The organism is Inquilinus sp. OTU3971 (assembly GCF_038440215.1).
Genome location: NZ_JASATH010000114.1, coordinates 1 through 25,866, shown reverse-complemented (window position 1 = coordinate 25,866; position 25,866 = coordinate 1). Strand labels below are relative to the sequence as shown.

The following is a 25,866-nucleotide window of genomic DNA, read 5'->3' as shown; positions in this document are numbered from 1 at the left end:
TTGTTGTGGGGTTGCGCGGGGGGGGGGGGGGGGGCCCCCCCCCCCCCGGTCCGGATCAGAAGTTGAGGATGCTGCCGACGCTCAGGGACGAGGTCTCGAAATCCGTGCCCTGGCGGAACTCGTCCTTCTCGTAGCGCAGCTCGCTGAACACATCGAGGCCCGGCGCCAGGTTGTAGACCAGCGTGCCGATCACGTTGTGGCTGGTCTTCAGGTCGTCGCCGTCGGTGAAGGTCGAGTTCAGGCCGCTGTTCTTCTCCGCCGTCGTATAGGCGTAGCCGACCGAGGCCAGCCACGGGCCGGTCGTATAGGACAGGTCGCCGACGATCGAGTCGATCGCCTTGTCGGCCCTGAAGGTGCTGGAGAAATGGGTCCAGCTGGCGCTGGCCCAGAAGCCGTTGGCGAAGCCGACCTGGCCGGCCAGGTAGTAGGCCTCGAGGTCGTGGTTGCCGCTGACGCCGTTGCCGTTATAGGCCATGCCGGCGAACCGCACCGCGGTGCCGTCGAAGGTCTGCTGGTAGTCGATGCCGCCGCCGATCACATTCTCGTAGACCGTGCTGCTGTCGTTGAACAGGTCGTTGCGGCCGCCATTGCCGGCATGGCCGTTGCCGCCGACGACAGGTGTGAAGTCGACGCCGAAGGACAGGCCCGCGAAGCTCGGCGAGGTGTATTTGACCTTCGTGTCCTTGGTGTTGATGCCACCGAACTGCTGGTACGGCGCCACGGCAAAGAAGGCGTCGCTGCCACCGATCCAGGTGCCGGGGCTGCGGAAGCCGTTGCCCCAGTCCGTGTCGAGACCGAACTTCGTGCCCAGCGTCTGCTGCGCGTAGACGTGGAAATCCTCCGCGATATAGGGCGCATCGCCGAGAGTGACCGTGCCGAAGCTGCCCTTCAGGTAGACATAGGTGCGGTCGACCGTGACGTCGTTGCGGCGGTCGACATTGTTGAAGCGGATGCGGGCGCCGTATTCCAGACCCGAATCGGTAACGTTCTTGATGTCGAACTGCAGCCGCGCGCCCGACTCGAAGTCGTAATCGCGATCGATGTCGGGGCTGCGGTTGTCGTTGAACAGCACGCCGGCCAGGAAGCCGATGCGGCCCGAAAGCTTGAGCTGCAGGCCGGACGTAACATTCGCGTCCTCCGCCTGGGCCGCGCATGTGGCGGCGAGGACCGCGAGCGCGGTCCCACAGAATAAGCTCTTCCTCATGGAAACCTCTGATCGCAAGCGATCGTTTCGGGGATGACGCGGCGCACCATGCTCCCCGGATTCCATAAAACAAAGCAAAAACAACGATGTAATGGAAATGTCATGGCACCGATCTCCGATGCGGTCATCGGGAGTCCGCCTGCCCCCATTGCGCTTCTCCCAGGATCGGGCCAGGAAGGCGGCGATGAAGACTCTCGATCCCGCCAAGCTCCGCCTGGCCGAAGAAGGCCCCGACTTCGTGCCGCGGCCGCACCAGCTCGTCGCCCGCGACGCCATCCTCTCGGCGCGCGCCCAGGGACGGCCGGGCTTCCTGCTGGGCGACCTGACCGGGCTGGGCAAGACCCTGTCGGCCTGGCTGGCGGTCGCGGCGATGCCGGAGGCCGAGGTGCTGGTGATCTGCCCGAAGGGCGCCGTGCCGCAATGGCGCCGGACCATCGCCCGCTCCGGCACCGCGGCGAAACGGGTGACGCTGATCAATTTCGAGAAGACCAAGTCGCTGCTGGCGCCGCCGCCCGCCAGCACCAAGCGGTCGACCCGGGCCAAGAACAACGAGCTGGCGAAGCACGGCACGCCGAAGCGGACCTGGCCGATCGTGGTGATCGACGAGGCGCACCGCATCCGCAACCCGAACTCGCAGCAGGGGCTGGTCTGCCGGCAGATGGCCGCGGCCGCCGTGTTCACGATCTATATGAGCGCCACCGCCGGCCAGGCGCCGCATGAGCTGTCCTATCTCGGCCGGCTGCTGGCCGAAGCCGCGGGCGGCGTCACGGGCGACCTCGACGGGTTCCGCACCCTGATGAAGCGGCTGCGCATCGGCCGGGCCAAGGGCCGCTGGAAGAACTGGAGCTGGGAGCCGAACCCGGAGGATCGCCGGGTCATGGCCGACCTGCTGTACAAGGGCTCCAGGGCGATCGGGTTGCGCCGCCGGCCGGAGGACATCGCCGGCTGGCCGGAGGTGCAGCGCGAGCTGGCGCCGACGGCGCTGGACGCGCCGGCCCGGCGGCTCTACGAGGCCACTTGGCGCGAGTTCCGGCGCGAGCTCGGCCTGGCCGGCGGCAGCACCCGTCGCGCCACCGGCTGGGCGGCCGATCTGCGCTTCCGCCAGAAAGCCAGCCTGCTGCGCATCGCCGGCACCGCCGATTTCTGCGACGACCTGCTGGCGAACGGGCAGCAGGTCGCGGTCTCGGTCGCCTTCCTGGAGACCAGCGCGATGCTGGCCGAGGCGCTGCGCGGCCGCGGCTGGTCGGTCGGCGAGATCAACGGCACGCAGACCGGCGACGCCAACGAGGCCACCCGCATCGCCTTCCAGACCGGCCGGCTGGACGCCGTGCTGTTCACGGTGACGGAATCGATCTCGCTGCATCGCGGCGAGCTGCCGGGCGGCGAGCGCGACCGGTCGCTGGTGGTGCACGACATGCGCCACAGCGCCATCCAGCTGCAGCAGATCGAGGGGCGCTGCCACCGCGATGGCGAGCGCGCGGTGATCTACTACGCCTATGCCGAGGGCACGGTGGAGGAGAATGTGGCCGCCACGGTGATCGCCCGCATGGCGTCGATGGAGGCGATGGCCGGCGACGACACCGCGATGCTCGACGCCATCGCCGCCGTGGTCGAGACCGCGGCGATGCGGCGGGACGCGGCCTGATACCCCTGTTGTGAGAATGCCTTGATGAACGCGGACGACGTGTTGAGACGCTACCAGGATCTGCCCGATTTTGCCGGGATCGACCTGTCCGATGTGAACCAGGCCGGGATCTTCGGCGACGCCCCGATCCATGTCGCGGCGAACCGCGGCCGGACCGACGAGATCACGGCGCTGCTGGATGGCGGCGCCGATGCGAACGCGTCGGGTGAGCTCGGCAACACCCCGCTGCATGAGGCGGTGATGCAGAACCGGATCGAAGCCGTGAGGCTGCTGATGGAGCGCGGCGCCGATCCGCAGCGGAAGAACGAGTTCGGGGGCTCGCCGCTGGACGCCGCGCGCTCCCGCCAGAACCGGCGCCTCGTCCGGCTGCTGGAGGGCGGCGCCCCGACCCGCCGCCGCTGACTACCGGAGGTTCTTCTGCGGCGGCATGACCGCCCCCGCGCCGATGACATCGGTCAACGCGGCGACCGCGTCCACCATACGGTCGGTCGCCTCGAGCAGCGCCAGGATCACCGGCTGGTCGGCCTCCGGCTGGGCCTTGGGGTCGAGCAGTTCGGTCAGCGCCCGGTGGCGGGCCGGCAGGTCGGACGGGATCGCCGGCGCCCGGTGGTCGCGCAGGGTGGAGGCCAGCTCGCCCATGGCGGCGGCGATGGCATGGCCGAAGGACCCGATCGCGGCATGCTTCGCCAGCGCCGCAGCGCCATGGTCGTGCAGCGCGCTCTCCAGCGCCATGCCGGCGCGCAGGATGCGGTTGGCATTGGCGAAGATCGCCTCGGCCCGGGCCGGCTGCGCGGGATCGGCCGGCTCGACCCGCAGCCGTTCGACCGAGGCCTGGGCGTTGACCCGGGCAGCGCGGGCGGCGGTACGGGCCCCGGCCTGGGCCCTCGCATCGGTGCCGAGCAGCGCCATCAGATAGGCGGCATAGGCGTCGAGCATGGCGGCGATCACCGGCCGCTCGCGCCCCCGCTCCCAGGTCGGCCACAGCAGGTAGGCGGCCAGCGCCAGCAGGCTGCCCAGCACGGTGGCGACGCCGCGGTCCAGCAGCGTGTGGCCGGCCGGCTGCCCGGCCAGGCCCAGCAGCAGCACCACCACGGCGGTCAGCAGCGACACCGCCAGGCCGTAATGCACCGGTACCAGGTAGCGGAAGCCGAAATAGAGCGGCGCGATCAGCAGCGCCTGGGCCAACGGATGGTCCGCCACCAGATAGACGACGGCCGTGGCCACCAGCAGCCCGGCCAGGGTGCCGAACATGCGCAGCAGGCCGAAGCTGACCGTGCCGCCGAAATCAGGCTTCAGCACGATCACCACGGTCATCGCGATCCAGTAGTACTGCGGCAGGCCGATGGCCCGGCCCAGTGCCTCCGCCGCCACCACGCAGACGGTCAGGCGCAGGGCGTGGCGGAAGGCGGCGGAGGACAGCGACAGGTTGGCGCGCAGCGTCGCCAGCGGCGCGCCGGGGCGCAAAGCCGCCGGCTGCAGGGCGTCGCGCTCCGCCGCCCGCCGGTCGCCGCGGACGCCGGCCTCGGCGGTGTTGCGGATCGCGGCACGCAGCGCGCCGGCCAGCCCGATCGCCCGCGCCTCCGCCAGATGCAGGCGGGAGCGCTGAAGCGGGTCGTGCGTCGCATGCCGGGCATCGCGCAGGGCCGCCAGCGTCGCCTCGAAGCCCTTCAGCGCCGCCCCGCCCTCCATCGGCCGGCCCTGGCGCAGCGCCATGCCGAGGCCGCGCAGCACCACCGCCGCCTGGCGCATCACGGCCGGCAGTGCCGAGTCACCGACCTGGCCGCGCAGATCGGACAGGGCCAGGAGCTCGAGCCGGATGCGCTCGGCCAGGCCGAGCAGCACCCGGAACGCTTCCACCCCGCGGATCCGGGCGGCGCCGCTGCGGGCCAGAAGCTGCTGCGCCTCGCCGAGGGAATCGGCGAGCGGCATGACCTCCGTGTCCTCCGGCATCGCCCGCGCGATCTCCGACAGCATGCGGTAGACCGAGGCCAGCACGTCGCGCTCCGGCTGGTAGATCCTGAGCGGCCAGGCGGCGACGGAGAACAGCGTCGCCAGCAGGCCGCCGGCGAAGAACAGGCCGGAAGCGGCCCAGGGGTCGAAGCCGTGGCCGGCGGTGCCGGCGGTCACCACCAGCACGATCAGGATCGCGGTGCCGCCCTGCATCGCCACCGGGCCGAGCGCCACCAGCATGGCGAGCAGGAAGGCCGAGACCGCCAGCACCGGCAGGAAGGGCAGCCATTGCGTGCCGAGCGAGAAGCCGGCCAGGGCCGCGAGCCCGGCGCCGAGCGAGATCAGCAGCATGCGGCGCAGGCGCAGCGCATGCGGCCCCGGCGCGTCCGAGGTGACGACGTTGAGCGCGCCGCCGGCCACGGCAAGCCCGACATCGGTCTGGCCGGACAGCACGCCGAGGATCACCGGCAGCGCCACGGCCAGCGCGTTGCGCAGCGCCACCGGCCAGGGGATGGTGGCGCGGTTCCATTGCACCAACGCCATCAGCAGCGGTGATCGCCGGCGGGCCGCCGCCCCCGTCACCGCCATGCTGCTCCAACCGCCTGAACGATCATCCACCCGCCTTCGAGTCGTCCCCGGGCCATGATGCCCGCCGATGCTTCACGGCGTCGACCGTCGATCCCGTCCCGACGGACATCGATTCTTCATCGGGACGCAACAGATCCGTCATCCCCGCTCCCTATGATCCGCGCGCCGCGAGACGCAGCGGAACCGGATACCGGCCGCGGCACCAAAGCTCGCTTTTTCGACACATCCGATTGCCGCCGCTCGTCGGGCCGCCGATGCGCGGGTGCTTTGCCATGACGTCCGGCGCGATCGGCAGCAGCAAAGGAGCCGACCGTGCGGGTGATCCAGATCAGCGATACCCATCTCAGCCCCGGCAAGAGCCACTTCGCGCCGAACTGGGCGCCGCTGGCGGAGTGGCTGCAGGCCGCCCGGCCGGACTTGGTGGTCCATACCGGCGACCTCAGCGTCGACGGGGCGGATGTCGAGGCCGATCTGGAGCATTGCGCCGGGCTGCTGCGCGCCCTGCCCTTCCCGGTGCTGTCGGTGCCCGGCAACCACGATGTCGGCGACCTGCCCGGCACCCGCCAGCCGGCGACCCTTGAGCGGCTGGAGCGCTGGCGCCGCATCGTCGGGCCCGACCGCTGGGTGCACGACCAGCCCGGCTGGTGCCTGGTCGGGCTGAACAGCCAGGTCATCGGCACCGGCGACGATGAGGAGGCGGCGCAATTCGCCTGGCTGCAGGGCGTGCTGGAGGCCAGCGAGGGCCGCGGGATCGTGGTCTTCACCCACAAGCCGATCTTCGTCGACCAGCCCGATGAGGGCGACACCGGCTATTGGAGCATCCGCCCGGCGCCGCGCCGCCGGCTGCTCGAACTGTTCGAGCGACGCGGCGTGGCCCTGGTCGCCAGCGGCCATCTGCACCGCGCCTGGACCGGTGCCCATCTCGGCACCCGCTATGTCTGGGGCCCCTCCTCCGGCTTCATCGTCGGGCCGATGGAGCGTGACATGCCGGGCGACCGGATCCTCGGCGCCGTGATCCACACGCTGGGCGAGACGGTGTCGAGCGAGATCGTCGAGCTGCCGGAGCTGCGGCCCTTCGTGATCGACGACGTCATCCACGAGGTCTATCCGCGCCACCAGCCCGCCGAGGCCACTTCGTGACCGGGCTGGCGCTGCGCCGCATCAGCAAGGCGTTCGGCGGCAATCGCATCCTGCAGGACGTCACCATCGAGGCGGCGCCGGGCGAGTTCATCGCCCTGGTCGGCCCGTCCGGCTGCGGCAAGACCACCCTGCTGCGCATCGCCGCCGGGCTGGAGCATGCCGACACCGGCTCGGTGCAGCTGGGCGACCGCGACATCACCGCACTGCGCCCGGCGGCGCGCGACATCGCCATGGTGTTCCAGTCCTACGCTCTGTACCCGCATCTGACCGCCGGCCAGAACATCGCCGTGCCGCTGGCGATGCGGCGGCTGTCGACGATCCAGCGCCTGCCCTTCATCGGCAACCTGACGCCCGGCCAGCGCGCCTTGCGCGCGGAGATCCAGGCCTCGGTCCGCGAGACGGCGGCGAGCCTTAAGATCGACCATCTGCTGGATCGCAAGCCGGGCCAGATGTCCGGCGGCCAGCGCCAGCGTGTCGCCCTGGCCCGCGCCCTGGTGCGCCGGCCCGCCGCCTTCCTGATGGACGAGCCGCTGTCGAACCTCGACGCCAACCTCCGGGTCCACACCCGCGGCGAGATCGTCGAGCTGCACCGCCGCGCCGGCGTCACCACGCTCTACGTCACCCATGACCAGTCCGAGGCGCTGAGCATGGCCGACCGGGTGGCGCTGATGATGGGCGGCCGGCTGCTGCAGCTGGACACGCCGTCCCGGATCTATGCCGACCCGGCGCATGTCGAGGTGGCGCAGTTCATCGGCAGCCCGCGCATCAACCTGCTGCAAGGGGTGCTGGACGAGACCCGAGCCGCCCGCATCGGCGGCCGGGTCCTGGTCGACGGCGTCGAGGCCGTGCCCGGTACCGCGGTGACGCTGGGCGTGCGGCCGGAGGCGCTGCGCTTCCTGATGCCGGGCCAGCCCGGCCTGGCGGCGACGGTGCGCCGGCTGGAGTTCCTGGGCTCCGAGCTGCTGGTCTTTCTCACCTTGGCCGAGGGCGCCGAGCTGGTCGCGAAGACCGCGCCGGCGCTGGCCGCCGAGCTGGCGCCCGGCGCCCCAGTGACCCTGGCGGTCGACGCGGCCGATGTTCTGGTGTTCGGCCACGAAGGCGGCCGCCTGCCGGTGTCGGCGACACCGCTGCGGATCGCCGCTCATGGCTGAGCTGGCGTTCGACGACGGCACCGCCCGCCGGGCCGCCCGGGCCGCGGCGCGGGCGGAGGGCTTCGCCGCTTGGCGCCTGTCCGTCCCGGCGGTGCTGCTGCTGGCGGCGCTGATCCTGGTCCCGACCCTGGCCGTGCTGGGCTTCAGCCTGACCGATTACGAGCTCGGCTATGACGGCATCAAATTCATCGGCCTCGACAACTACGCCGAGCTGCTGGGCGACCGCAGCTTCCTGATCTCGCTGAAGAACACCGCGATCTACACCGCCATCGTCACCCCGGCCTCGGTGCTGCTGGGCCTCGGCGTGGCGCTGCTGATCGAGGCGGAGACGCGCGGCCGGGCGCTGTTCCGTACCATCTACTTCCTGCCCGTCGCCTCGCTGCTCGTCGCCATGGCCACGGTCTGGCAGTACCTGCTGCATCCCAGCATCGGCCCGGTGAATGAGATGCTGCGCCTGCTCGGCCTCCCCGGCCCGAACTGGCTGGGCGACAGCAAAACCGTGCTGCTGAGCCTGGCGCTGATCGGGGTGTGGCAGTCGGTCGGCTTCAACATGGTGCTGTTCCTGGCCGGGCTGACCGCGATCCCGCGCGAGCTGTACGCCGCCGCCGAGATCGACGGCGCCGCCATCGCCTGGGAGCGGTTCCGGCTGGTGACCTGGCCGATGCTGGGGCCGACCACGCTGTTCGTGATCACCATCAGCGTGGTCAACGCCGTGAAGGTGTTCGAGACCGTCGGCACCCTGACCCAGGGCGGCCCGAACAAGGCGTCCGAGGTCCTGCTCTGGACCATCTACCAGGAGGGCTTCGTCTATCTTCGGGTCGGCTATGCCTCGGCGATGACGGTGGTGTTCCTGGCCGTGCTGGTGGTCCTGATGCTGCTGCAGTACCGGGTGCTCGACCGCCGGGTGCACTACGCATGACCGCCTGGTCCCCCCTGCGGGTCGCCCGCCTCGCCCTGCTGTCGCTCGGCGCGCTGATCTTCGTCGCGCCCTATCTGTGGATGCTGTCGGTCGCGCTGAAGCCGCAGGACGAGATCTTCTCGTCCTCCCTGTCGCTGCTGCCCCACCGCTGGGTCCTGGTCGAGAATTTCACCAAGGCGCTGACCCGGGTGCCGATGGCGCAGATCCTGCTGAACGGCGTCATCGTCTGCGGCCTGATCCTGGTGCTGCAGGTGCTGGTGGCCGTGCCCTGCGCCTATGCCATGGCCAAGCTGCGCTTCCGCGGATCCCGGGCCATGGTCACGATGATCATGCTGGGCCTGCTGGTGCCGATCCATGCCATCGCCCTGCCGATCTATGTGGCGCTGTCGGCCACCGGCGCGCTGAACACCTACGTCGCGCTGGTCGCGCCCTTCACTATCTCGGTGTTCGGCATCTTCCTGTTCCTGCAGTTCTTCCGGGCGATGCCGGACGACCTGATCGCCGCGGCACGGCTGGACGGGATGTCGGAGCTGGCGATCGTCTGGCGCGTCATCGTGCCGAACGCCTGGCCGGCGATCACCGCCTTCGCGATCTTCTCGGTCGTCGCCCATTGGAACGACCTGTTCTGGCCGCTGATCGTGGTCAGCGACACCCGCATGGCGACGCCGCCGCTGGGCCTACTGTTCTTCCGCGCCGCCGAGGCCGGCGACGACTACGGCGCGCTGATGGCGGCGACGGTGATCGTCACCCTGCCGCTGGTCGCCGCCTTCCTGGCCGCCCAGCGCCGCTTCATCGAAGGCATCACCCTGACCGGGCTGAAGGGCTGACCCGGTCGCATTTCTTCCAGAGAGGGGCAAACGTGAAACTGATCCGAACCGCGCTGGCGGGCATGGCTCTGGCGGCGGGGCTGATGGGCGCCGCGCAGGCCGAGACCACCCTGACCGTCCACTACCCGATGCCGGGTTTCTTCAAGGACGTGATGGACACGATCTCGCAGAAGTTCATGGCCGAGCATCCGGACGTGAAGATCGTCTTCGCCAGCCCGTCGCCGACCTATGAGGACGGGCTGCAGCTGATCCTGCGCCAGGCCGGCACCGCCGAGATGCCGGACATCACCTTCATCGGCCTGAACCGGCTGCGGGTGGTGGCGGAGCGCGGCATCTCGGTCGACTTGACGCCCTTCGTCGAGAAGGACGGCCATATGGCCGAGCAGGGCTTCAGCGACCACATCCTGGGCCTGGCCCAGTTCGGCGGGCAGCAGGCGGGGCTGGCCTTCGCCACCTCGAACCCGATCATGTACTACAACGCCGACCTGGTGCGGAAAGCCGGCGGCAATCCTGACGCCCCGCCCAAGACCTGGGACGAGGTGCTGGCGCTGGGCGCCAAGATCAAGGCGCTGGGCGACGGCGTCGACGGCATCGACTTCCGCTGGCAGGGCGACGACTGGATGTTCAGCGCCCTGCTGTTCGGCGCCGGCGGCGAGATGCTGTCGGCGGACGAGAAGAAGGTCGCCTTCGACGGCCAGGAGGGCCTGGCCGCGTTCACCCTGGTCCAGCGCCTGGTGACCGAGGCCGGCATGCCGGTCTTCACCAAATCGGCGGGCGAGCAGGCCTTCGTCGCCGGCAAGGTCGGCCTCGCCTTCCAGACCACCGGCGCGCTGCGCAACACCATCAAGAATGTCGGCGACAAGTTCGAACTGCGGACCGCGGCGATCCCGCTGCTGGACCCGGCCAAGGGCCAGCTGCCGACCGGCGGCAACGCCGCGGTGATGCTGACCCGCGACCCGGCCAGGCAGCAGGCGGCGTGGGAGTTCATCAAGTTCGCCGCCGGCCCCTATGGCGCCTCGGTGGTGGTGCCGGGCACCGGCTACGTCCCGAACAACGATCTGGCGGCCAAGTCGCCCGAGTATCTCGGCGACTTCTACGCCAAGAACCCGCTGTTCAAGGCCGGGCTGGAGCAGATGGGCAAGATGCGGCCCTGGTACGCCTTCCCGGGCACCAACGGCGTGAAGGTGACCCAGACCATCGTCGACAACCTGTCGCGGGTGGTGGAGCAGAGCGCGACGCCGGAGGAGGCCCTGGCCGACGCCGCCGACGAGGTGCAGAAGCTGCTGCCGCGGCGCTGAGGGGCTGCACCCCGCCTCGAATCGTCGCTACAACAGGCAAGGGTCGGACACCCGTCCGGCCCTTTTTCTGTTTCGAGTCAGCGTCATGGCCACCGACGACATCGCCTGGAGAGTTGAGGAAGCCTGCCAGAACGCCTGGCCGTCGCCGCGGCAGGTGCTGCTGGGCGGCTGGCTGCTGCGCGCCTCCGGCGGCGCCACGCGCCGCACCAACTCGGTCAACCCGCTACGGGGCGGCCCGCGCGACCCGAGCGGCATCATCGCCACGGCGGAAGGGATCTATCGCGGCCTCGGCCAGCCGTCCCGGTTCCGGGTGCCCGCGATCGCCACCGGCATGGACAGGCCGCTGGAGCGCGCGGGCTACGCCCGTGAGGGCGAGACCACCACGCTGCTGGCGGATCTCAGCGACCACCGGCCACGGGACTGCGCCTGGATCGAGCTGTCGGACCGGCCGGACGAGGAGTGGCTCGCGCTACGGTCGGCCCCGGCCGATCCGATCTTCGGCTCGATGGTCGACAGCATCGTCCTGCCCAAGACCTTCGCCGCCTGCCGGATCGACGGCCAGGTGGTGGCGAAGGCCTATGGCGTCGTGCACGACCGGCTGCTGGTGCTCGAATCCGTGGTCACCCATCCCGACCATCGCCAGCGCGGATACGGGGCGCGCACCGTCGGCCACCTGATGGATTGGGCCCTGACCCAGGGTGCCGGCGGCGCCTGCCTGCAGGTGGTGGCCGACAACGCGCCGGCCCTGGCCCTCTACGCGTCGCTCGGCTTCCGGACCGAGCTGTACCGCTATCACTACCGTAGCAAGGACACGGCCGGCTGATCCGCCGGCCGCTCCTCGGTTCAGATCCTGGCGGCGAGCTCCGCCAGCTGGTCGGCGCACTGGCCCCAGCCCTCGTGGAAGCCCATCTTCTCATGCGCTTCGCGGTCGGCCACGGTCCAGTGCAGGGCGCGGGCGGTGTAGCGCGTCTTCCCACCCTCGTCCTCGAAGGTGATGATGCCGGTGAAGAACGGCTTCTCCGACGGCTCCCAGGCCTTGGTGTAGGCGTCGGTGAAGACCAGGCGCTCGTTCTTGACGATCTCGAGATACACGCCTCGGTTCGGGAATTCGGTGCCGTCGGGGCCGCGCATCACGATCAGGTTGGAGCCGCCCGGCCGCAGATCGACCTCGATCACCGGCGTGGTCCAGGGCCGCGGCGTGAACCACCGCTTCATCAGCTCGGGCTCGGTCCAGGCGCGGAACAGCGTCTCGCGCGGCGCGTCGATCAGGCGGGTCAGGACGAGCTCGCGGTCGGAGGCGGGGGTGGCAGTCACGGGGGATCTCCTGGTTTGAACGCTTGATGCCCCAAGGACGGCCCCCCGGGTGGGGTTCCGACACGGTCTCGAATATTTTTCCTCAGCCCGCGGCGCGGACCGCCAGGAAGGCCTCGCGCAGCCGTTCGACGACCGTCGGACCGCTGCGCCGGCGCGGCTGGCCGAGATGGACACTGCGAAGATCGTCCATGAACTCCTCCCACAACGCCGGCCCGCCCTCCTCCAGCAGCTGGGCGCGGATCGACAGGTCGGGAGTGGCCGGCGTATGGCGGCGGCCCCAGGCCCCCATATGGGCCAACAGCGGCACCAGCTGGATCGACTTCTCGGTCAGGCTGTAGATCGCCTTCTGCTTGTGGGTCTCGTCGTCGCTCCGGGTCAGGAAGCCGGCCTCGGTCAACCGCTTCAGCCGGTCGGCCAGGATGTTGGAGGCGATGCCCTCATCCGACCGCGTCAGCAGCTCACGGAAATGCCGCCGGTCGCCGAACATGATGTCGCGAATCACCAGCAGGCTCCATCGGTCGCCCAGGGCCTCGAGGGTCAGATTGATCGGACAGCCGGATCGCTGTTCGCTGCTCATGCGCGGTTGCTCCTATTCCGCTTGCAATATGCAATCGGATTGACCGGAACACAACCAGTTGCTATATGCAATCACATAATGAGCGATCCGGGAGGACACCCATGCGCAAAGCCATCCTGTCGATGTTCATCAGCCTGGACGGCTACATTACTGGGCCGAAGGGGGAGTTCGTGGCGCCCGAGTGGTCCGACGACCTGGCGACGCACTGGTCCGGCTATGCCCTGGAGCGGGCGGGGCACCTGCTCTACGGCCGGGTCAACTTCCTGTTCAACAAGGCGTTCTGGGAGCCGGCGGCGACCGATCCGAACAGCCCGGCCGCCGGCATTCCCTTCGCCGCGGTGATGAACCGGCTGCCCAAGACCGTGTTCTCGACCACGCTGACCGGCGACCCCGGATGGAACGGCACGGTGGTGCGCGACGGCCTGGAGGGCGCCGTCGCGCGGTTGAAGACGGAGGGCGACGGCGATCTGTTCATGTTCGGCGGTGCCGGTATCGCCCAGAGCTTCGTCGCCCGCGACCTGTTCGACGAGTACCGGCTGATGGTGACGCCGAACCTGTTCGGCGACGGCCAGCGGCTGTTCGCACCGGGTTTCGACCGCATCGACCTCAGCTTGATCGAGACCAGGCCGCTCGATACCGGGGCCGTGATCCTGCACTACCGGCGCGAGCGCGGCTGACCCTACGGGATGAGCACGATCTTGCCGGTGCTCCAGCGGCTTTCCAGCGCCCGGTGCGCCTCGGCGGCCTGGTCCAGGCGGTAGCGCCCGCCCTGCTGCACCGTCAGCGCACCGGCCGCGGCCAGGGCGAACAGCTCCGCCAGATCGGCCCGAAGACCTTCGGGCGTCAGCAGCGGCAGCAGGGCGAAGCCCTTCAGGGACTGGTTCTGGAGGATCATGCTTTCCAGCTCGGCGGTGCCAAGCTCGAACCGGCCCAACGCGCCGAACACCAGCTTGCCCTGTGGCGCCAGCGCTTCGAGGCAGGCCCTGGTCACGGCGCCGCCGACGGTGTCGTAGACGATGTCGGCCCCTCCGCCGCCGGTCGCCTCACGGACAAGACCAGCCCAGCCCGGTTCGCGGTAGTCGATGCCGAGATCCGCTCCCAGGCTGCGGGCGACGTCCAGCTTCTCCGGCCCGCCCGCGACGGCGATCACCCGCTCCGCACCGGCGCGCCGGGCCAGCTGCAGCAGCAGCGACCCGACGCCGCCGGCCGCGGCGGTGACCAGCACCGTGCGCCCGCGCGGCGGGCTGCGCCGCACCAGGTGCAGTGCCGACAGCCCTTGCACCAGCAGCGCCGCGGCATCCTCGAAGGACAGACCGTCGGGCAGCGTCACGACGGAAGCGGCATCGACGGCGAGATATTCGGCATAGCCGCCCGTGGGACGGCCGATCGCGAACATCGGAACCGCGACCCGCGCGCCATGCAGAGCAGCGTCGACGCCCTCCCCCACCGCCTCGATCTCTCCTGCCACCTCGACGCCCGGGACCATCGGCAGCTCGGGCGTCACGGCGTAGAGGTCCCGACGCAGCAGTGTCTCGAAATAGTTCACCCCGGCGGCCCGCACCCGGACCAGCACCTCGCCGGGGCCGGGTCGCGGGATCGGCTGCTCGATGATCTCGAGAACTTCGGGCCCGCCGAAGCGGTTGAGCTGGACGGCTTTCATGGCCTCACCTGGCGTTGGACAGCGTGGGGCGCCTTCTGCCAGTATGCCGACTGGCGGCTCTACACACCCTTTCGTTCCATACTGACCAGAAGGTGACCATGGCCGAGACGATCAAGCGGCTGCCGGTGCTGCCGGTGGAGCGCGCCTTCAAGGTGGTCGGCGGCCGCTGGAAGGCGGTCATCCTCTATCACCTGTTCGACGGCCCGCGGCGGCTGTCGCAGCTCAAACGGTCACTGCCCGAAATCAGCCAGAAGGTGCTGATCCAGCAGCTGCGCGAGATGGAGGAGCACGGCCTGGTCCACCGCGAAATCTTCCGCCAGGTGCCGCCGCGGGTGGACTATTCGGCCACGCCGCTGGGACTGAGCCTGGAGCCGGTGCTGCGGTCGCTATGCGACTGGGGCCAGCGCCACGCCGCAGCGCTGGACGAGCTGGACCGCCTGGCCGAATGCCGCCTGCGGCCGGCGCAACCCGTGGAGGAGTCGCCCGTAGCCTAATCGGCCGGCAGCGCCCCGCGCTCCAGATGCGAGCTGAGGACGATGTAGCTGCGCGTGCCCTGGACTCCGGGGATGTCGTAGATCACCCGCAGCAGGTCCTCCAGCGCCTGGGCGTCCTGCGTCCGCACCTTCAGCATGACGCAGGTGTCGCCGGTGACGGTGTGGATCTCCTCCACATCCGGCAGCTGCGCCAGGTCGAGCATCTCCGGCGACTTGCCCCAGCCGGTGGTGTTGACATGGATGAAGGCCAGGATCGCCTTGCCGAGCTTGCGCCCGTCCAACGCCGCGACCGTGGCCTTGATCACCCCGTCGCGCTTCAGCCGCTTCACCCGCTCATGCACCGCCGGCGGCGACAGGTTCAGCGCCCGGCCGAGCTCGGCGTAGCTGAGCGTCGCATCGGTCGCGAGCAGCCCTAACAGTTTTCGGTCGACGGCGTCGATAGAGGGGGCTTCGGCGGGCCGGCGCCGAACCGTTTTCGTATTTTCGATGACCATGAGAATTGCCCTTCATGACCGAACCAGGTTCGGCGATTATCGCGTCATGCCCGAACACCATCAACATCAGAGCGCTGTCTCGCTGCAGACCGCGATCCTGACCGCCGGCATCGCCGTGGTCGGTTCGAACTCGCTGGTGCTGAGCCCGATCCTGGGCGACGTCGCCGCAGCGATGGCGGCCACGCCGGTGGCCGTGTCACACGCCATCGCCGCCTATGGCGGGGCGACAGCGCTGTCGGCCTTCCTGCTGGCGCCCCAGATCGACCGAATCGGCCCGCGCCGGGCCTTGTTCGGCGGCATGGTCGGGCTGGCGGCGGCGACGCTGCTCTCCGCCTTCGCCATGCATTGGCTGATGCTCGCGGCAGCCCAGGCGCTGGCTGGGCTCGGCGCCGGGATCATCCTGCCGTCGATCTACACGCTGGCCACCACCATCGCGCCGCCGGGCCGGGAATCGCGGGTGCTGGGCCGGGTGCTGACCGGCTGGTCGATCTCGATGGTGGCCGGGGTGCCGGCCGCCGCCCTGGTGGCCGAGACGCTGGGCTGGCGCGCCGTCTTCCTGATGCTGGCCGGCTTGGCCGCGCTGGCCCTGTGCGGCATCGCCCGGCTGCCGGCGCCGCCGTCGCGCGACCGGGGCGCAAGGCCGGGGCTCGGGGCACTGGTCGCCCCCCTCGCCTATCCCGGCGTGCCGGCGCTGCTGGCGATCTGCCTCGGCTTCATGGCCGCCTTCTACGGCGTCTACGCCTTCATCGGCGACCATGTACGGGCCGCGCTCGGCCTGACCGCCGGCCAGGCCGGGCTGATCGTGCTGACCTACGGCATCGGCTTCGGTGCCGCCAGCCTGGGCGACGGGCTGGTCGACCGGCTGGGGCCGCGCCGGCTGTTCCCGCTGGTGCTGCTGGCGGTGGCGGCGATCTATGCGCTGATGCTGCCGGCGACGCGCAGCTTCGCCGCGATCGCCGCGCTGGCCGGGCTGTGGGGTTTCGCCAACCATTTCGGGCTGAACATCCTGGTGCTGCTGCTGTCCCGCGCGAAGCCCGAGGCGCGCGGTGCCGTGCTGGGCCTGAACAGCGCCGTCACCTATCTCGGCACCCTGACCGGGACCGGCCTGGCCGGGATCGGCTACGCCGCCGCCGGCTTCCCGCCGCTGGCGACCGGAGCCGCCGTGGCTTGCCTCGCCGCCGCCCTGATTGCCGCGACGGCGCTGCGGCCGCGGCGGATCACCGGCCCTGCGGCATCCTGACCTGCCCTCCGCACGCAACGCGACGGCCTCTTTCCCGAACAGACTGGAAGGACCAGTTCTGGTCCCTCCCTGAGCGGGATGGCCCCGCGGAGGTACAGGATGCCGAGACTTGCGGGGCTGGCGACAGCCGTTCCTCCACACGTGATCACCCAGGACGAGGCGCGCGAGGGCGCCCGGCGCGTCTTCGCGGCGCGGCCGGAGCTGTTCGAGCGCATGGCGCCGATCTACGACTCCGCCGGCATCGACACCCGCCGCTCCGCCGTGCCGCTGGACTGGTACTTCGCCCCGCATGACTGGCACGACCGCAGCGCCGTGTTCATGGACACGGCGCTCGACCTCTTGGAGGACGCGGCGAGGCGCTGCCTGGACGAGGGCGGCATCGGCGCCGGCGAGGTCGACGCCATCGTCACCATCTGCTCGACCGGCATCGCCACGCCCAGCCTCGACGCCCGGCTGATGGAGCGGCTGCCGTTCCGGCCGGACACGGTGCGGCTGCCGGTGTTCGGCCTGGGCTGCGCCGGCGGCGTGCTGGGCCTCGCCCGCGCCACGGCGCTGTCGCGCGCCCTCAACGGCACCGTGCTGCTGCTGGTGGTGGAGCTGTGCGGCCCGACCTTCCGCCGCGGCGACCTGACCAAGAGCAACGTCGTCGCCACCGCGCTGTTCGGCGACGGCGCCGCCGCGGTGCTGATCCGGCCTGACGACGGCATGCCGGCCCTGGGCCCGACCGGCGAGCATCGCTGGCCCGGCACGCTGGATGTGATGGGCTGGTCGGTCGAGGCCGACGGGCTCGGCGTGATCTTCTCGCGCGACATCCCGGCCCTCGTGCGCCGCGACCTGCGGCCGGCGGCGGAAGCCTTCCTCGAGCGAAACGGCCTCGGCCTCGGCGACCTCTCCGGCTTCGTGTTCCATCCCGGCGGCACCAAGGTGGTCGAGGCGCTGCGCGACGCCTTCGAACTGCCGGATGCGGCGATGGCGGCCGAGCGGTCTGTGCTGCGCCGCTACGGCAACATGTCGGCGGTGACGGTGCTGTTCGTGCTGGCGGAGAAGCGCCGGCAGATGGCCGGGCGCTGGCTGCTGAGCGCGCTGGGCCCCGGCTTCTGCGCCGGCTTCGCCGTGCTGGATTGCGGCTGATGCTGGGCTGGGCACAAGGGCTGGCGCTGCTGGTGGCGGCGCAGCGCCTGGGCGAGCTGGCCTATGCCCGCCGCAACGAAAGCCGGCTGCGGACCCGGGGCGCAGTCGAGAGCGGCGCCCAGCACTATCCGCTGTTCATCCTGCTGCACGGCGCCTGGCTGCTGGCGGCCTTCCTGCTGATCCCCGCCGACCGCGTCCCGTCCTGGACGCTGCTGGCCCTGTTCCTGCTGCTGCAGGCGGCACGGGTCTGGGTGGTGGCGACGCTGGGGCCGTACTGGACCACGCGGGTGCTGAGCCTGCCCGGCGCCCCGCTGGTGCGCCGCGGCCCCTATCGCTGGGTGCGGCACCCCAATTACCTGATCGTGACGGCGGAGATCGCAGTGCTGCCTCTGGCCTTCGGCGCCTGGTGGATCGCGATCGCCTTCTCGCTCGCCAACGCCCTGCTGCTGTACCACCGCATCGGTGTCGAGGAGCGGGCCCTGGCCGGACGGGGCTGAGACGGGACGCCGCAGGCTACGGAACGTTCCGTCGGCCCGATGGTTCGGTTCGTCAGGCGCCATCGACAACAGCATTCCGGAGCCATGGCCGAGGCATCCCTCCGCAGCCCGCAGCAATACTTCCCCGCCCTGACCGCGCTGCGCGGCATCGCCGCGCTTTGCGTCGTGCTATTCCACTACTCCATCGGGTCCTTCCCGAACCTGCACCCGACCGAGGTGACCTTCTTCTTCGGCAAGAGTTACCTCTTCGTCGACCTGTTCTTCGCGCTCAGCGGCTTCATCCTGATGCATGTCTATGGGCGCAGCTTCGCCGACGGGCCATCCAAGGCGACGCTAGGCCCGTTCCTGCGGGCCCGCCTGGCGCGGCTGTATCCGCTGCATCTCGTCCTCCTGGGCGGCTTCGTGCTGCTGGAGCTGGTGAAGCTGGCGGTCGACCGCTCCGGCCTCGACGCCTTCGGCGGCACTCACACCCTCGCCACCCTGCCCGGCAGCCTGCTGCTGCTGAACGCGGCTGGGATCTACGACAGCATGACCTGGAACGGGCCGTCCTGGTCGATCAGCGCCGAATGGATCGTCGGCCTCGCCTTCCCGCTGCTGGTGCCGGTCGTCGCCCGGCTGCGCCCGACCGGGCTGCTCCTGCTCTATGTCGCGACCCTGGCCGGCTTCGCCCTGCTCTCCGCCGGACCGCAGCACGACCTCGACCTGACCAGCGACTGGGGCGTGCCACGCTGCTTCCTCGGCTTCGTCGGCGGCATGGTGCTCTACAGAGTCTGGCAGGATGGCGCCCCGCGATGGATGGCGACCGACCGGGCGGCGCTGGCCACCGCCGCCGCCATCGTCCTCGCCATGCACCTGAACATGCGCGGCGTCTTCGTGGTGCCGCTGTTCGGCCTGCTGATCCTCTGCCTGGCTGAGAACACGGCGCGGGTGGGCCGGGCCCTCGGCACGCGGCCGATGGTCTTCCTCGGCGAGATCTCCTACGCCGTCTACTTGGCGCAGATCCTGCTGCTCGACAGCGTGCATCTCGGCTGGCGCCTCGTGACTGGACACGAAATAACGGATGCCGGCTTCTCCGCCATGCAGTCGCTGGGCGTCATCGCCCTGATGGTCGCGGCGCTGCTGCCGCTCTCCATCCTGCTGCATCGCCGGGTCGAGGTTCCGGCCCGCGGCTGGCTGCGCCGGATCGGCGCGCCACGCCCGCTGCGCCCCGCGTTCCAGCGGCCGGGCTGAGGGCTGCAGATCGGCTCTGGCGGGCACGGCCCGCCGGCCCTATTCTGGCGCGCCTCAAGAACGAGACGCATCTGTGCCTGCCAACGACGCCCGCCCCCTTGACGGGATTGATCTCCTCGCGGTCGCCCCGGCCGCCCTGCGTGCCGAGCTGCAGAAGCAATGCCGCTGGCAGCGCTTCGCGCCGCATGAGCAGATCATCGACCGCAACGACGATCCGGACCACGTCTACTTCCTGGTCGAGGGCAAGGTCCGGGTGGTGATCTATTCCGCCTCCGGCCGCGAGATCACCTTCGACGACCTGTCGGCCGGGGCCTGCTTCGGCGAGCTGTCGGCGCTGGACCGGGAGCCGCGCTCCGCCAATGTCATGGCGCTGACCGACGCAACCGTCGCCGCCTTGCCCACCGCCCTGTTCCGCAGCGCCGTGACCGAGCATCCCGCTCTGGCGCTGGCGGTGATGGTGCATCTGGTCGGCGTGCTCCGCCGGGCCAATGAGCGGATCATGGAGCTGAGCACTGTCGGCGCCAACAACCGGGTGCATGCCGAGCTGCTGCGCCTGGCGACGCTCGGGGCGCAACCGGACGGCAGCGCGACGATCCGGCCGATCCCGGTGCATTCCGACATCGCCAGCCGGGTCAGCACCACGCGCGAGACCGTGGCGCGCGTGCTGAGCGACCTGGCCAAGTCGGGCATCGTCGTCCGCGCCGCCGACCATCTGCAGGTCGCCGATCTGAGCCGCCTGGAGCGGCTGGTGGAGGATGTCCGTGGCGAGTGGTGACGGTGGCGGCAGCGGGGGGGGCCTGAACCGCTGGACCACGCTGAAGATCAAGTCGGTCTATGAGAATCCCTGGATCAAGGTCGACGAGCACGATGTGCTGACCCCGGCGGGCACGCCGGGGATCTATGGCGTGGTCACCTTCAAGAACCTGGCGATCGGGGTGGTGCCGATCGACGACCGCGGCCGGGTCACCCTGGTTGGGCAGTTCCGCTACGCCCTCGGCCTCTACAGCTGGGAGATCCCGGAGGGCGGCGGCGACCCGCAGTTGCCGCCGATCATGTCGGCCCAGCGCGAGCTGCGTGAGGAGACCGGGCTGGAGGCGGCGCATTGGCACGACCTCCTGACCATTCATCCGTCGAACAGCGTCACGACCGAGATCGCCCACCTGTTCGTCGCCTGGGGCCTGACCCAGGGCGAGGCCGAGCCGGAGGAGACGGAGGACCTGGCGCTGCGCACCGTGCCGCTGGCCACGGCCGTCGCCATGATCGCGGACGGCCGGATCACCGATTCTCTGACCGTTTCCGCCCTGCTGCAGCTGCAGGTGATGCTGCTGAGCGGCACGCTGCCTCCGGGCCTGACCGAGATCCTGCAGCGGGCCGGGTGACTCGCCGGCAACCGAAGCATCAAGGAAGCATCATCGTCCTGTCACGGTCCCGGGCCTAGGGTCGGCGCCCTCCGAAGACTCGAGGGACGATCGATGATCCGCATGACCGCTGTTCCAGCCCTGCTTCTCGCCGCCGGCCTGCTTTCGGCCCCGGCCTGGGCGGAGGAACCGAAGCCGTATCCGGTCGAAGCGGTCGCCTCCTTCCCTGCGCCGGAGGCACGGCAGGCCGTGGCGGTGGATGCCGAGTCCTTCTACGCCATCAATAGCCGGTCGATCGCCCGCTACGACCGGAAGACCGGCGCCCGGATCACCGCCTGGACCGAAGCCAAGGACGGGCCGCTCATCCATCTCGACAGCGGTGTCGTCGTCGACGGCAGGCTCTACACCGCCCATTCCAATTATCCGGAATGGCCGATGACCAGCTCGGTCGAGATCTGGGACGCGGCGACGCTGAAGCATGTCGGCACGCACAGCTTCGGCATCGATCGCGGGTCGCTGACCTGGATCGACTATCGCGACGGGGCCTGGTGGGGCGGTTTCGCCAACTACAACCGGGTGTTCGACCGCAGCCCGCTCGCCTACGGCAACAAGTACAACACCCAGATCGTCCGCTTCGACGCCGACTGGCGCGTGGCCGAGGCCTGGGTGCTGCCGCCGGAGCTGCTGGAGAAGTTCGGCGACATGAGCAATTCCGGCGGCTCCTGGGGGCCGGATGGGCGGCTCTGGATCACCGGCCATGACGAGCCGGAGGTCTATGCCCTGGCGCTGCCGGAGGCGGGTTCGGTGCTGCGCTGGGTCGGCACCGCGCCGCTCGACATCGCCGGCCAGGGCATCGCCTGGGACCGGACGCAGCAGGGCGTCATCTGGGGCGTGGTCCGCGACAAGGAGAAGAATGAGAACCGCGTCACCGCCGCCCGGGTGCAGTTGCCGTAGAGGCGAGCACCGTCCCGCTACCACGCCCGGCGCTGGCCCATCACCTGGGCCGGCGCGACCGGGCGCGGCGCCCGCTCCGCCCGCGGCGAATGGCTGAACAGCGAGCGGTAGCATTTGGCGAAATGCGAGGCCGAGGCGAAACCGCAGGCCACCGCCACCTCCAGGATCGGCATCGAGGTCTGCGCCAGCAGGATCTGGGCGTGCTTCAGCCGTGCCTCGAGATAGTACTGGGACGGGGTGCAGTTCAGATAGATCCGGAACAGCCGCTCGAGCTGCCGGGTCGACAGCCCGGCGGCCCGAGCCAGCGCCGCCCGCGGCAGCGGCTCGGCCAGATTGGCCTCGATCTCGGCGATCGCGGCCAGGAGCTTCGGGTGGCTGACGCCGAGCCGCTCGCGCAGCTCCATCCGCTGCGGCGCGTGGCCCTGGCGCGGCCGGGCGTGCAGGAACTGCTCCGCCACCTGGTTGGCGAGGTCGATCCCGTGCGCCTGGCCGATCAGGTAGTGGGTCATGTCCAGCGACGCCGTGCCGCCGGCCGAGGTGAAACGGTCGCGATCGATCTCGAACAGCCGCCCGGTGACGTCGAGCCGCGGGAAAGTCTCGGTGAAGGCGCTGAGATTCTCCCAGTGGATGGTGCAGCGGTAGCCGTCGAGCAGGCCGGCCCAGGCCAGGTGATAGGTCCCGGTCGAGACCGCGCCGAGCCGCGAGCCGCGCCGCGCCATCCGCCGCAGCCAGGCCAGGATGCGCTCGTCGCGGCCGTCCTGCGGGTCGAGCCCGGCAACGACCACGATCATGGTGAAGGAATCGTCGGGCCCGATCGCGCCCTGCGCCATCAGCACGCCGCCATTGCTGGCGGTGACCGGCTCGCCATCGACCGAGAGCAGCCGCCAGTCGTAGAGCGTGCGCCGCGCCACCCAGTTGGCTGCCCGGAACGGCTCCAGCACCGCCGACAGGGCCATCATCGAGAAGTTCGGCACCAGGAGGAACCCCACCCGCTGCGGCGGCTCGGTCATCGGATCGTCGGCCATGCCCTGGTCTGCTGCGCTTCCCGCGGTTTCCGGCATCCGGCCACAGCGCGACGGCCGGCGCAACCCCCGTGCCGGTCGGGTCAGCGGCGATCCCGGTCGCGGGACCGTCCCCGCAGGATCAGGGCCACGAAGCCGCCGATCAGCAGCACGGCCGCCACCGCCGCGCCGGCGGCGATCCGGATGGCCTGGCCGCCGTCGATCCCGGCCAGGTCGCCGGTGATGGCGAAGCTCCAGGCGCCGATTCCGATGAGGAAGACGGCGATGGCGGCGATCAGCAGGGCGATGCGCATGGATCTGTGGCTGCGAAGGTCTCTATGGGCATCGGCATCCTGCCAGGACTGGCGGCAGCCGGTCGAGAGGCCCGCGGCCCGGATGCGATCTCCGGGCCGCGGCTGACGGTCAAGCGAGGTCGAACAGCAGGATCTCCGCCCCGGTCTCGGCCGTGATCCGGAGGCCAGGCTCGCCCTCGACCGCGGCCCCGTCGCCCTCCCGCACCTCGTGCCCGTCGAGCGTGACGATCCCTCGGGCGAGCTGGACGAAGGCGGCGCGGCCCGGGACGATCGCATGCTCGACCGTCTCGCCGGCGGCGAGCCGCGCGACATGGAGCCGGGCGTCCTGGTGGATCTGCAGGACGCCGTCGCCGGCCTCGGGCGCCGCCACCAGCCGCAGCCCGCCGGCCGCCCCCTCCCCGACGCTCAGCTGATCGTAGCCCGGGGCCAGGCCGCGACGGTCCGGATGGAGCCAGATCTGCAGCAGGTGCAGCGGCTCGGTCGCCGAGGGGTTCATCTCGGCATGGCTGATGCCGGTGCCGGCGGTCATGCGCTGCAGGTCGCCGGCGCGGATCACCGCGCTGTTGCCGAGGCTGTCGCGATGCTCGACGGCGCCGGACAGCACATAGGTCAGGATCTCCATCTCGGCGTGGGGATGCGCCGGGAAGCCGGCGCCCGGGACGACCCGGTCCTCGTTCAACACGCGCAGCGACCGGAATCCCATGCGGTCCGGATCATGGAAGCGGCCGAAGGAGAAGGTGTGGCGGGCCTCGATCAGGCCGGTCTCGGTGCGGCCCCGGGCCATGCGGTCATGCAGCGTGATCATCGCGATCTCCGATCCGGTGGTGATGCCGGGAAGATCGGGCTGGCGGGCCGGGGACGAAAGCCGAGGATCAGGAAACCCGGCGTTCGGCCGGCGCGAACGACAGCCCCTGCTCCCAGGGCGCGGCCTCGCCGCAGCTCTCGGCCAGGTGGTCGATCAGCGCCCGCACCCGGCGCGACAGGTGCCGGGTCTGCGGATACAGCGCGTGGATCACATCCGCCACCGGCTCGGCGTCGAGCGCCACCGGCAGCAGCCGGCCCTGGCGCAAGGCGTCGGCGACGATGAAGGTCGGCAGCACGGTGAGGCCCAGCCCGGCAATGGCCGCATCCCGCGCGGCCTCGCCGTTGTTGACGGTGATCCGGCTGCGCATCGCCACGCTGCGCGGCGGCCCGCCGGCGGCGTACGGCTCGAACTGCCACAGCCAGGTGGAGGGCACCTCGGCCGTGCCGATCGCCTCGTGCTGCGTGAGCTCGGCCAAGGTCCGTGGAAGCCCGGCTGCGGCGGCATAGCCGGGGCTGGCGCAGACCACGCGGCGGCTGGCGGCGAGGCGCCGGGCGATCAGCGCCGAATCGCGCGGCCGGGTGATCCGGATGGCGAGGTCGTAGCCCTGCGCCGCCAAGTCGACCATGCGGTCGTCGAGGTCGAGGGTCAGGGCCAGCCGCGGGTGCCGGCGGGCGAAGTCGAACAGCACCGGGCCGAGATACAGCGTGCCGAAGCTCATCGGCGCGGCGACGCGCAGGGCACCGCGCAGGTCGCCGTCGCCCTCCGCCACCTCCTCCGCCGCCTCGTCGAGCTGGCGCAGGATGCTGCGGCCGCGCTCGTAGAAGGCGAGGCCGCGCTCGGTCGGCAGCACCCGGCGGGTCGAGCGCTGCAGCAGCGCCCCACCCAGCGCCGCCTCGAGGTCGCTGATCCGCTTGCTGACCACGGATTTCGACAGGGTCAGCCGCCGCGCCGCCGCGCTGATGCTGCCGCTGTCCACCACCTGCAGGAAGGTGGCGATGTCGTCGAGCCGATACCGCATCGTTCGATCATATCGAACGGCGGTTTCGGGGAAAGCCGCATTCTCCGCGCCGGCCATCGGCCCGATCTTGGGGGCAGAGCGAAACCGCGCCGGCGATCCCGGCGCCCGCGAATGGAGATGATGATGGCGACCACCGAGACCACTGCCCTGGCCCGGCCGCGCAATGTGACCCGCACCCAACGCGGCCGCCCGGCCAGCGAGGGCGCCGGTGTGAAGCTGACCCGGGTGATCGGCCAGCCCGGCCTGCCCGATCTCGACCCGTTCCTGATGCTGGATGAGTTCCGCTCCGACGACGCGGCCGACTACCTGGCCGGCTTCCCGGACCATCCGCATCGCGGCTTCGAGACCGTGACCTACATGCTGGCCGGCCGGATGCGGCACGGCGACAACAAGGGCAATGTCGGCCTGCTCGGTCCCGGCAGCGTGCAGTGGATGACCGCCGGAAGCGGCATCGTCCATTCCGAGATGCCGGAGCAGGAGGACGGCCTGATGTGGGGCTTCCAGCTCTGGGTCAACCTGCCGGCGGCGGAGAAGATGACGGCGCCGCGCTACCAGGACATCCCGGCCGATGGGGTGCCGGAGGTGGCGGCCGGTCCCGGCGCCCGGGTCCGCGTCATCGCCGGCCGCTGCGGCGGCACCGCGGGCGCGGCCGAGGGTGGCACCACCGAGCCGGTCTATCTCGATGTCCATCTGGAGGCCGGCGCCGCGGTCGACCTGCCGCTGCCGGAGAGCCATGCCGGCTTCGCCTATGTCTATCAGGGCATGGCCGAGATCGGCGGCGAGGGGCTGGAGCGCGGCACGCTGGGCGTACTCGGCGCCGGGGACGGCGTGCGCGTCGCGGCCAAGGCCGGCCCGGCGCGGCTCCTGATCGTCGCCGGCAAGCCGCTGCGCGAGCCGGTGGCGAAATACGGCCCCTTCGTGATGACCACCGAGGCGCAGATCGTCGAGGCGATCGAGGATTTCCGCGCCGGCCGGTTCTGAAACGCAAAAAGGGGGGGGGGGGGGGGGGGGGGGGGGCCCCCCGCGGTTTTTTTGAGCCCGGGGCGGCGGGGGGGGG

The 25,866-nt window shown here is 70.7% G+C and carries 28 protein-coding genes; 18 read left to right on the top strand and 10 right to left on the bottom strand.

Features of this window, described 5'->3' with window-relative positions:
• Window positions 1–55 precede the first annotated feature (55 nt).
• The gene (locus AAHM41_RS25165; protein WP_342239344.1) at window positions 56–1,204 is read right to left on the bottom strand and encodes a porin; all 1,149 of its coding nucleotides are present in this window, start codon (window positions 1,202–1,204) and stop codon (window positions 56–58) included.
• 184 nt (window positions 1,205–1,388) lie between these two features.
• On the opposite strand from AAHM41_RS25165, the gene AAHM41_RS25160 reads away from it, so the two are divergent.
• A complete protein-coding gene (locus tag AAHM41_RS25160) occupies window positions 1,389–2,849 on the top strand; it encodes a DEAD/DEAH box helicase family protein (RefSeq protein WP_342239343.1) in 1,461 nt (486 codons plus the stop codon).
• Window positions 2,850–2,873: 24 nt separating this feature from the next.
• The gene (locus tag AAHM41_RS25155; protein WP_342239342.1) at window positions 2,874–3,251 is read left to right on the top strand and encodes an ankyrin repeat domain-containing protein; all 378 of its coding nucleotides are present in this window, start codon (window positions 2,874–2,876) and stop codon (window positions 3,249–3,251) included.
• Here the strand turns inward: AAHM41_RS25155 and AAHM41_RS25150 are convergent, their stop codons facing one another.
• On the bottom strand, window positions 3,252–5,417 hold the full coding sequence (locus AAHM41_RS25150) for an FUSC family protein (protein ID WP_342239341.1): 2,166 nt from the start codon (window positions 5,415–5,417) through the stop codon (window positions 3,252–3,254).
• A 282-nt stretch (window positions 5,418–5,699) separates the two neighbouring features.
• On the opposite strand from AAHM41_RS25150, the gene AAHM41_RS25145 reads away from it, so the two are divergent.
• The 6 genes from AAHM41_RS25145 to AAHM41_RS25120 all read left to right on the top strand — a co-directional run bounded on the left by AAHM41_RS25145 (window position 5,700) and on the right by AAHM41_RS25120 (window position 11,545).
• On the top strand, window positions 5,700–6,527 hold the full coding sequence (locus AAHM41_RS25145) for a metallophosphoesterase family protein (RefSeq protein ID WP_342239340.1): 828 nt from the start codon (window positions 5,700–5,702) through the stop codon (window positions 6,525–6,527).
• Window positions 6,524–7,678 carry an ABC transporter ATP-binding protein gene (locus AAHM41_RS25140; RefSeq protein ID WP_342239339.1) on the top strand — a complete coding sequence of 385 codons (1,155 nt, stop codon included), beginning with the start codon at window positions 6,524–6,526 and terminating at the stop codon, window positions 7,676–7,678. Before AAHM41_RS25145 ends, AAHM41_RS25140 begins: the two co-directional genes overlap by 4 nt.
• On the top strand, window positions 7,671–8,597 hold the full coding sequence (locus AAHM41_RS25135; protein ID WP_342239338.1) for a carbohydrate ABC transporter permease: 927 nt from the start codon (window positions 7,671–7,673) through the stop codon (window positions 8,595–8,597). Before AAHM41_RS25140 ends, AAHM41_RS25135 begins: the two co-directional genes overlap by 8 nt.
• Window positions 8,594–9,424 (top strand): carbohydrate ABC transporter permease, encoded by an 831-nt coding sequence (locus AAHM41_RS25130; RefSeq protein WP_342239337.1) that lies wholly within the window; start codon window positions 8,594–8,596, stop codon window positions 9,422–9,424. The genes AAHM41_RS25135 and AAHM41_RS25130 overlap by 4 nt, the downstream gene beginning before the upstream one ends.
• A gap of 32 nt (window positions 9,425–9,456) precedes the next feature.
• Complete coding sequence (locus AAHM41_RS25125; RefSeq protein ID WP_342239336.1) at window positions 9,457–10,722, top strand: ABC transporter substrate-binding protein; 1,266 nt, start codon at window positions 9,457–9,459, stop codon at window positions 10,720–10,722.
• An 85-nt stretch (window positions 10,723–10,807) separates the two neighbouring features.
• Window positions 10,808–11,545, top strand: a complete 738-nt coding sequence (locus AAHM41_RS25120; protein WP_342239335.1) for a GNAT family N-acetyltransferase — start codon at window positions 10,808–10,810, stop codon at window positions 11,543–11,545.
• Window positions 11,546–11,565: 20 nt separating this feature from the next.
• On the opposite strand, the gene AAHM41_RS25115 is transcribed toward AAHM41_RS25120, so the two are convergent.
• Window positions 11,566–12,036, bottom strand: a complete 471-nt coding sequence (locus AAHM41_RS25115) for an SRPBCC family protein (protein ID WP_342239334.1) — start codon at window positions 12,034–12,036, stop codon at window positions 11,566–11,568.
• 82 nt (window positions 12,037–12,118) lie between these two features.
• Complete coding sequence (locus tag AAHM41_RS25110; RefSeq protein WP_342239333.1) at window positions 12,119–12,613, bottom strand: winged helix-turn-helix transcriptional regulator; 495 nt, start codon at window positions 12,611–12,613, stop codon at window positions 12,119–12,121.
• Window positions 12,614–12,714: 101 nt separating this feature from the next.
• Between AAHM41_RS25110 and AAHM41_RS25105 the strand changes: the two genes are divergently transcribed.
• Window positions 12,715–13,290, top strand: a complete 576-nt coding sequence (locus AAHM41_RS25105; protein ID WP_342239332.1) for a dihydrofolate reductase family protein — start codon at window positions 12,715–12,717, stop codon at window positions 13,288–13,290.
• A gap of 2 nt (window positions 13,291–13,292) precedes the next feature.
• On the opposite strand, the gene AAHM41_RS25100 is transcribed toward AAHM41_RS25105, so the two are convergent.
• Window positions 13,293–14,273 carry a quinone oxidoreductase family protein gene (locus AAHM41_RS25100; protein WP_342239331.1) on the bottom strand — a complete coding sequence of 327 codons (981 nt, stop codon included), beginning with the start codon at window positions 14,271–14,273 and terminating at the stop codon, window positions 13,293–13,295.
• Window positions 14,274–14,371: 98 nt separating this feature from the next.
• Between AAHM41_RS25100 and AAHM41_RS25095 the strand changes: the two genes are divergently transcribed.
• Window positions 14,372–14,767 carry a winged helix-turn-helix transcriptional regulator gene (locus AAHM41_RS25095; protein ID WP_342239330.1) on the top strand — a complete coding sequence of 132 codons (396 nt, stop codon included), beginning with the start codon at window positions 14,372–14,374 and terminating at the stop codon, window positions 14,765–14,767.
• Here the strand turns inward: AAHM41_RS25095 and AAHM41_RS25090 are convergent.
• A complete protein-coding gene (locus AAHM41_RS25090) occupies window positions 14,764–15,261 on the bottom strand; it encodes an Lrp/AsnC family transcriptional regulator (RefSeq protein ID WP_342239329.1) in 498 nt (165 codons plus the stop codon). The genes AAHM41_RS25095 and AAHM41_RS25090 overlap by 4 nt on opposite strands.
• A gap of 46 nt (window positions 15,262–15,307) precedes the next feature.
• Between AAHM41_RS25090 and AAHM41_RS25085 the strand changes: the two genes are divergently transcribed.
• From AAHM41_RS25085 to AAHM41_RS25055, 7 genes are all read left to right on the top strand, one after another.
• Window positions 15,308–16,501, top strand: a complete 1,194-nt coding sequence (locus AAHM41_RS25085; protein WP_342239328.1) for an MFS transporter — start codon at window positions 15,308–15,310, stop codon at window positions 16,499–16,501.
• Window positions 16,502–16,600: 99 nt separating this feature from the next.
• On the top strand, window positions 16,601–17,632 hold the full coding sequence (locus AAHM41_RS25080; protein ID WP_342239327.1) for a type III polyketide synthase: 1,032 nt from the start codon (window positions 16,601–16,603) through the stop codon (window positions 17,630–17,632).
• Complete coding sequence (locus AAHM41_RS25075) at window positions 17,632–18,129, top strand: isoprenylcysteine carboxyl methyltransferase family protein (RefSeq protein ID WP_342239326.1); 498 nt, start codon at window positions 17,632–17,634, stop codon at window positions 18,127–18,129. Before AAHM41_RS25080 ends, AAHM41_RS25075 begins: the two co-directional genes overlap by 1 nt.
• Before the next feature lie 84 nt (window positions 18,130–18,213).
• A complete protein-coding gene (locus tag AAHM41_RS25070) occupies window positions 18,214–19,359 on the top strand; it encodes an acyltransferase family protein (protein ID WP_342239325.1) in 1,146 nt (381 codons plus the stop codon).
• A gap of 73 nt (window positions 19,360–19,432) precedes the next feature.
• Window positions 19,433–20,134, top strand: a complete 702-nt coding sequence (locus AAHM41_RS25065) for a Crp/Fnr family transcriptional regulator (RefSeq protein ID WP_342239324.1) — start codon at window positions 19,433–19,435, stop codon at window positions 20,132–20,134.
• Window positions 20,115–20,738, top strand: coding sequence for an NUDIX domain-containing protein (locus AAHM41_RS25060; RefSeq protein WP_446719487.1), 624 nt, complete (start codon window positions 20,115–20,117; stop codon window positions 20,736–20,738). Before AAHM41_RS25065 ends, AAHM41_RS25060 begins: the two co-directional genes overlap by 20 nt.
• 102 nt (window positions 20,739–20,840) lie before the next feature.
• On the top strand, window positions 20,841–21,671 hold the full coding sequence (locus AAHM41_RS25055) for a hypothetical protein (RefSeq protein ID WP_342239322.1): 831 nt from the start codon (window positions 20,841–20,843) through the stop codon (window positions 21,669–21,671).
• 17 nt (window positions 21,672–21,688) lie between these two features.
• Here the strand turns inward: AAHM41_RS25055 and AAHM41_RS25050 are convergent, their stop codons facing one another.
• The 4 genes from AAHM41_RS25050 to AAHM41_RS25035 all read right to left on the bottom strand — a co-directional run bounded on the left by AAHM41_RS25050 (window position 21,689) and on the right by AAHM41_RS25035 (window position 24,809).
• On the bottom strand, window positions 21,689–22,696 hold the full coding sequence (locus AAHM41_RS25050; protein ID WP_342239321.1) for a GlxA family transcriptional regulator: 1,008 nt from the start codon (window positions 22,694–22,696) through the stop codon (window positions 21,689–21,691).
• An 80-nt stretch (window positions 22,697–22,776) separates the two neighbouring features.
• Entirely contained in the window at window positions 22,777–22,986 is a 210-nt protein-coding gene (locus AAHM41_RS25045; RefSeq protein WP_342239320.1) for a hypothetical protein, read from the bottom strand.
• A 109-nt stretch (window positions 22,987–23,095) separates the two neighbouring features.
• Entirely contained in the window at window positions 23,096–23,791 is a 696-nt protein-coding gene (locus tag AAHM41_RS25040) for a pirin family protein (RefSeq protein WP_342239319.1), read from the bottom strand.
• Between the two features lie 67 nt (window positions 23,792–23,858).
• On the bottom strand, window positions 23,859–24,809 hold the full coding sequence (locus AAHM41_RS25035) for a LysR family transcriptional regulator (RefSeq protein ID WP_342239318.1): 951 nt from the start codon (window positions 24,807–24,809) through the stop codon (window positions 23,859–23,861).
• Window positions 24,810–24,932: 123 nt separating this feature from the next.
• Between AAHM41_RS25035 and AAHM41_RS25030 the strand changes: the two genes are divergently transcribed.
• Window positions 24,933–25,790, top strand: coding sequence for a pirin family protein (locus AAHM41_RS25030; RefSeq protein ID WP_342239317.1), 858 nt, complete (start codon window positions 24,933–24,935; stop codon window positions 25,788–25,790).
• The last annotated feature ends 76 nt before the right edge of the window (window positions 25,791–25,866 follow it).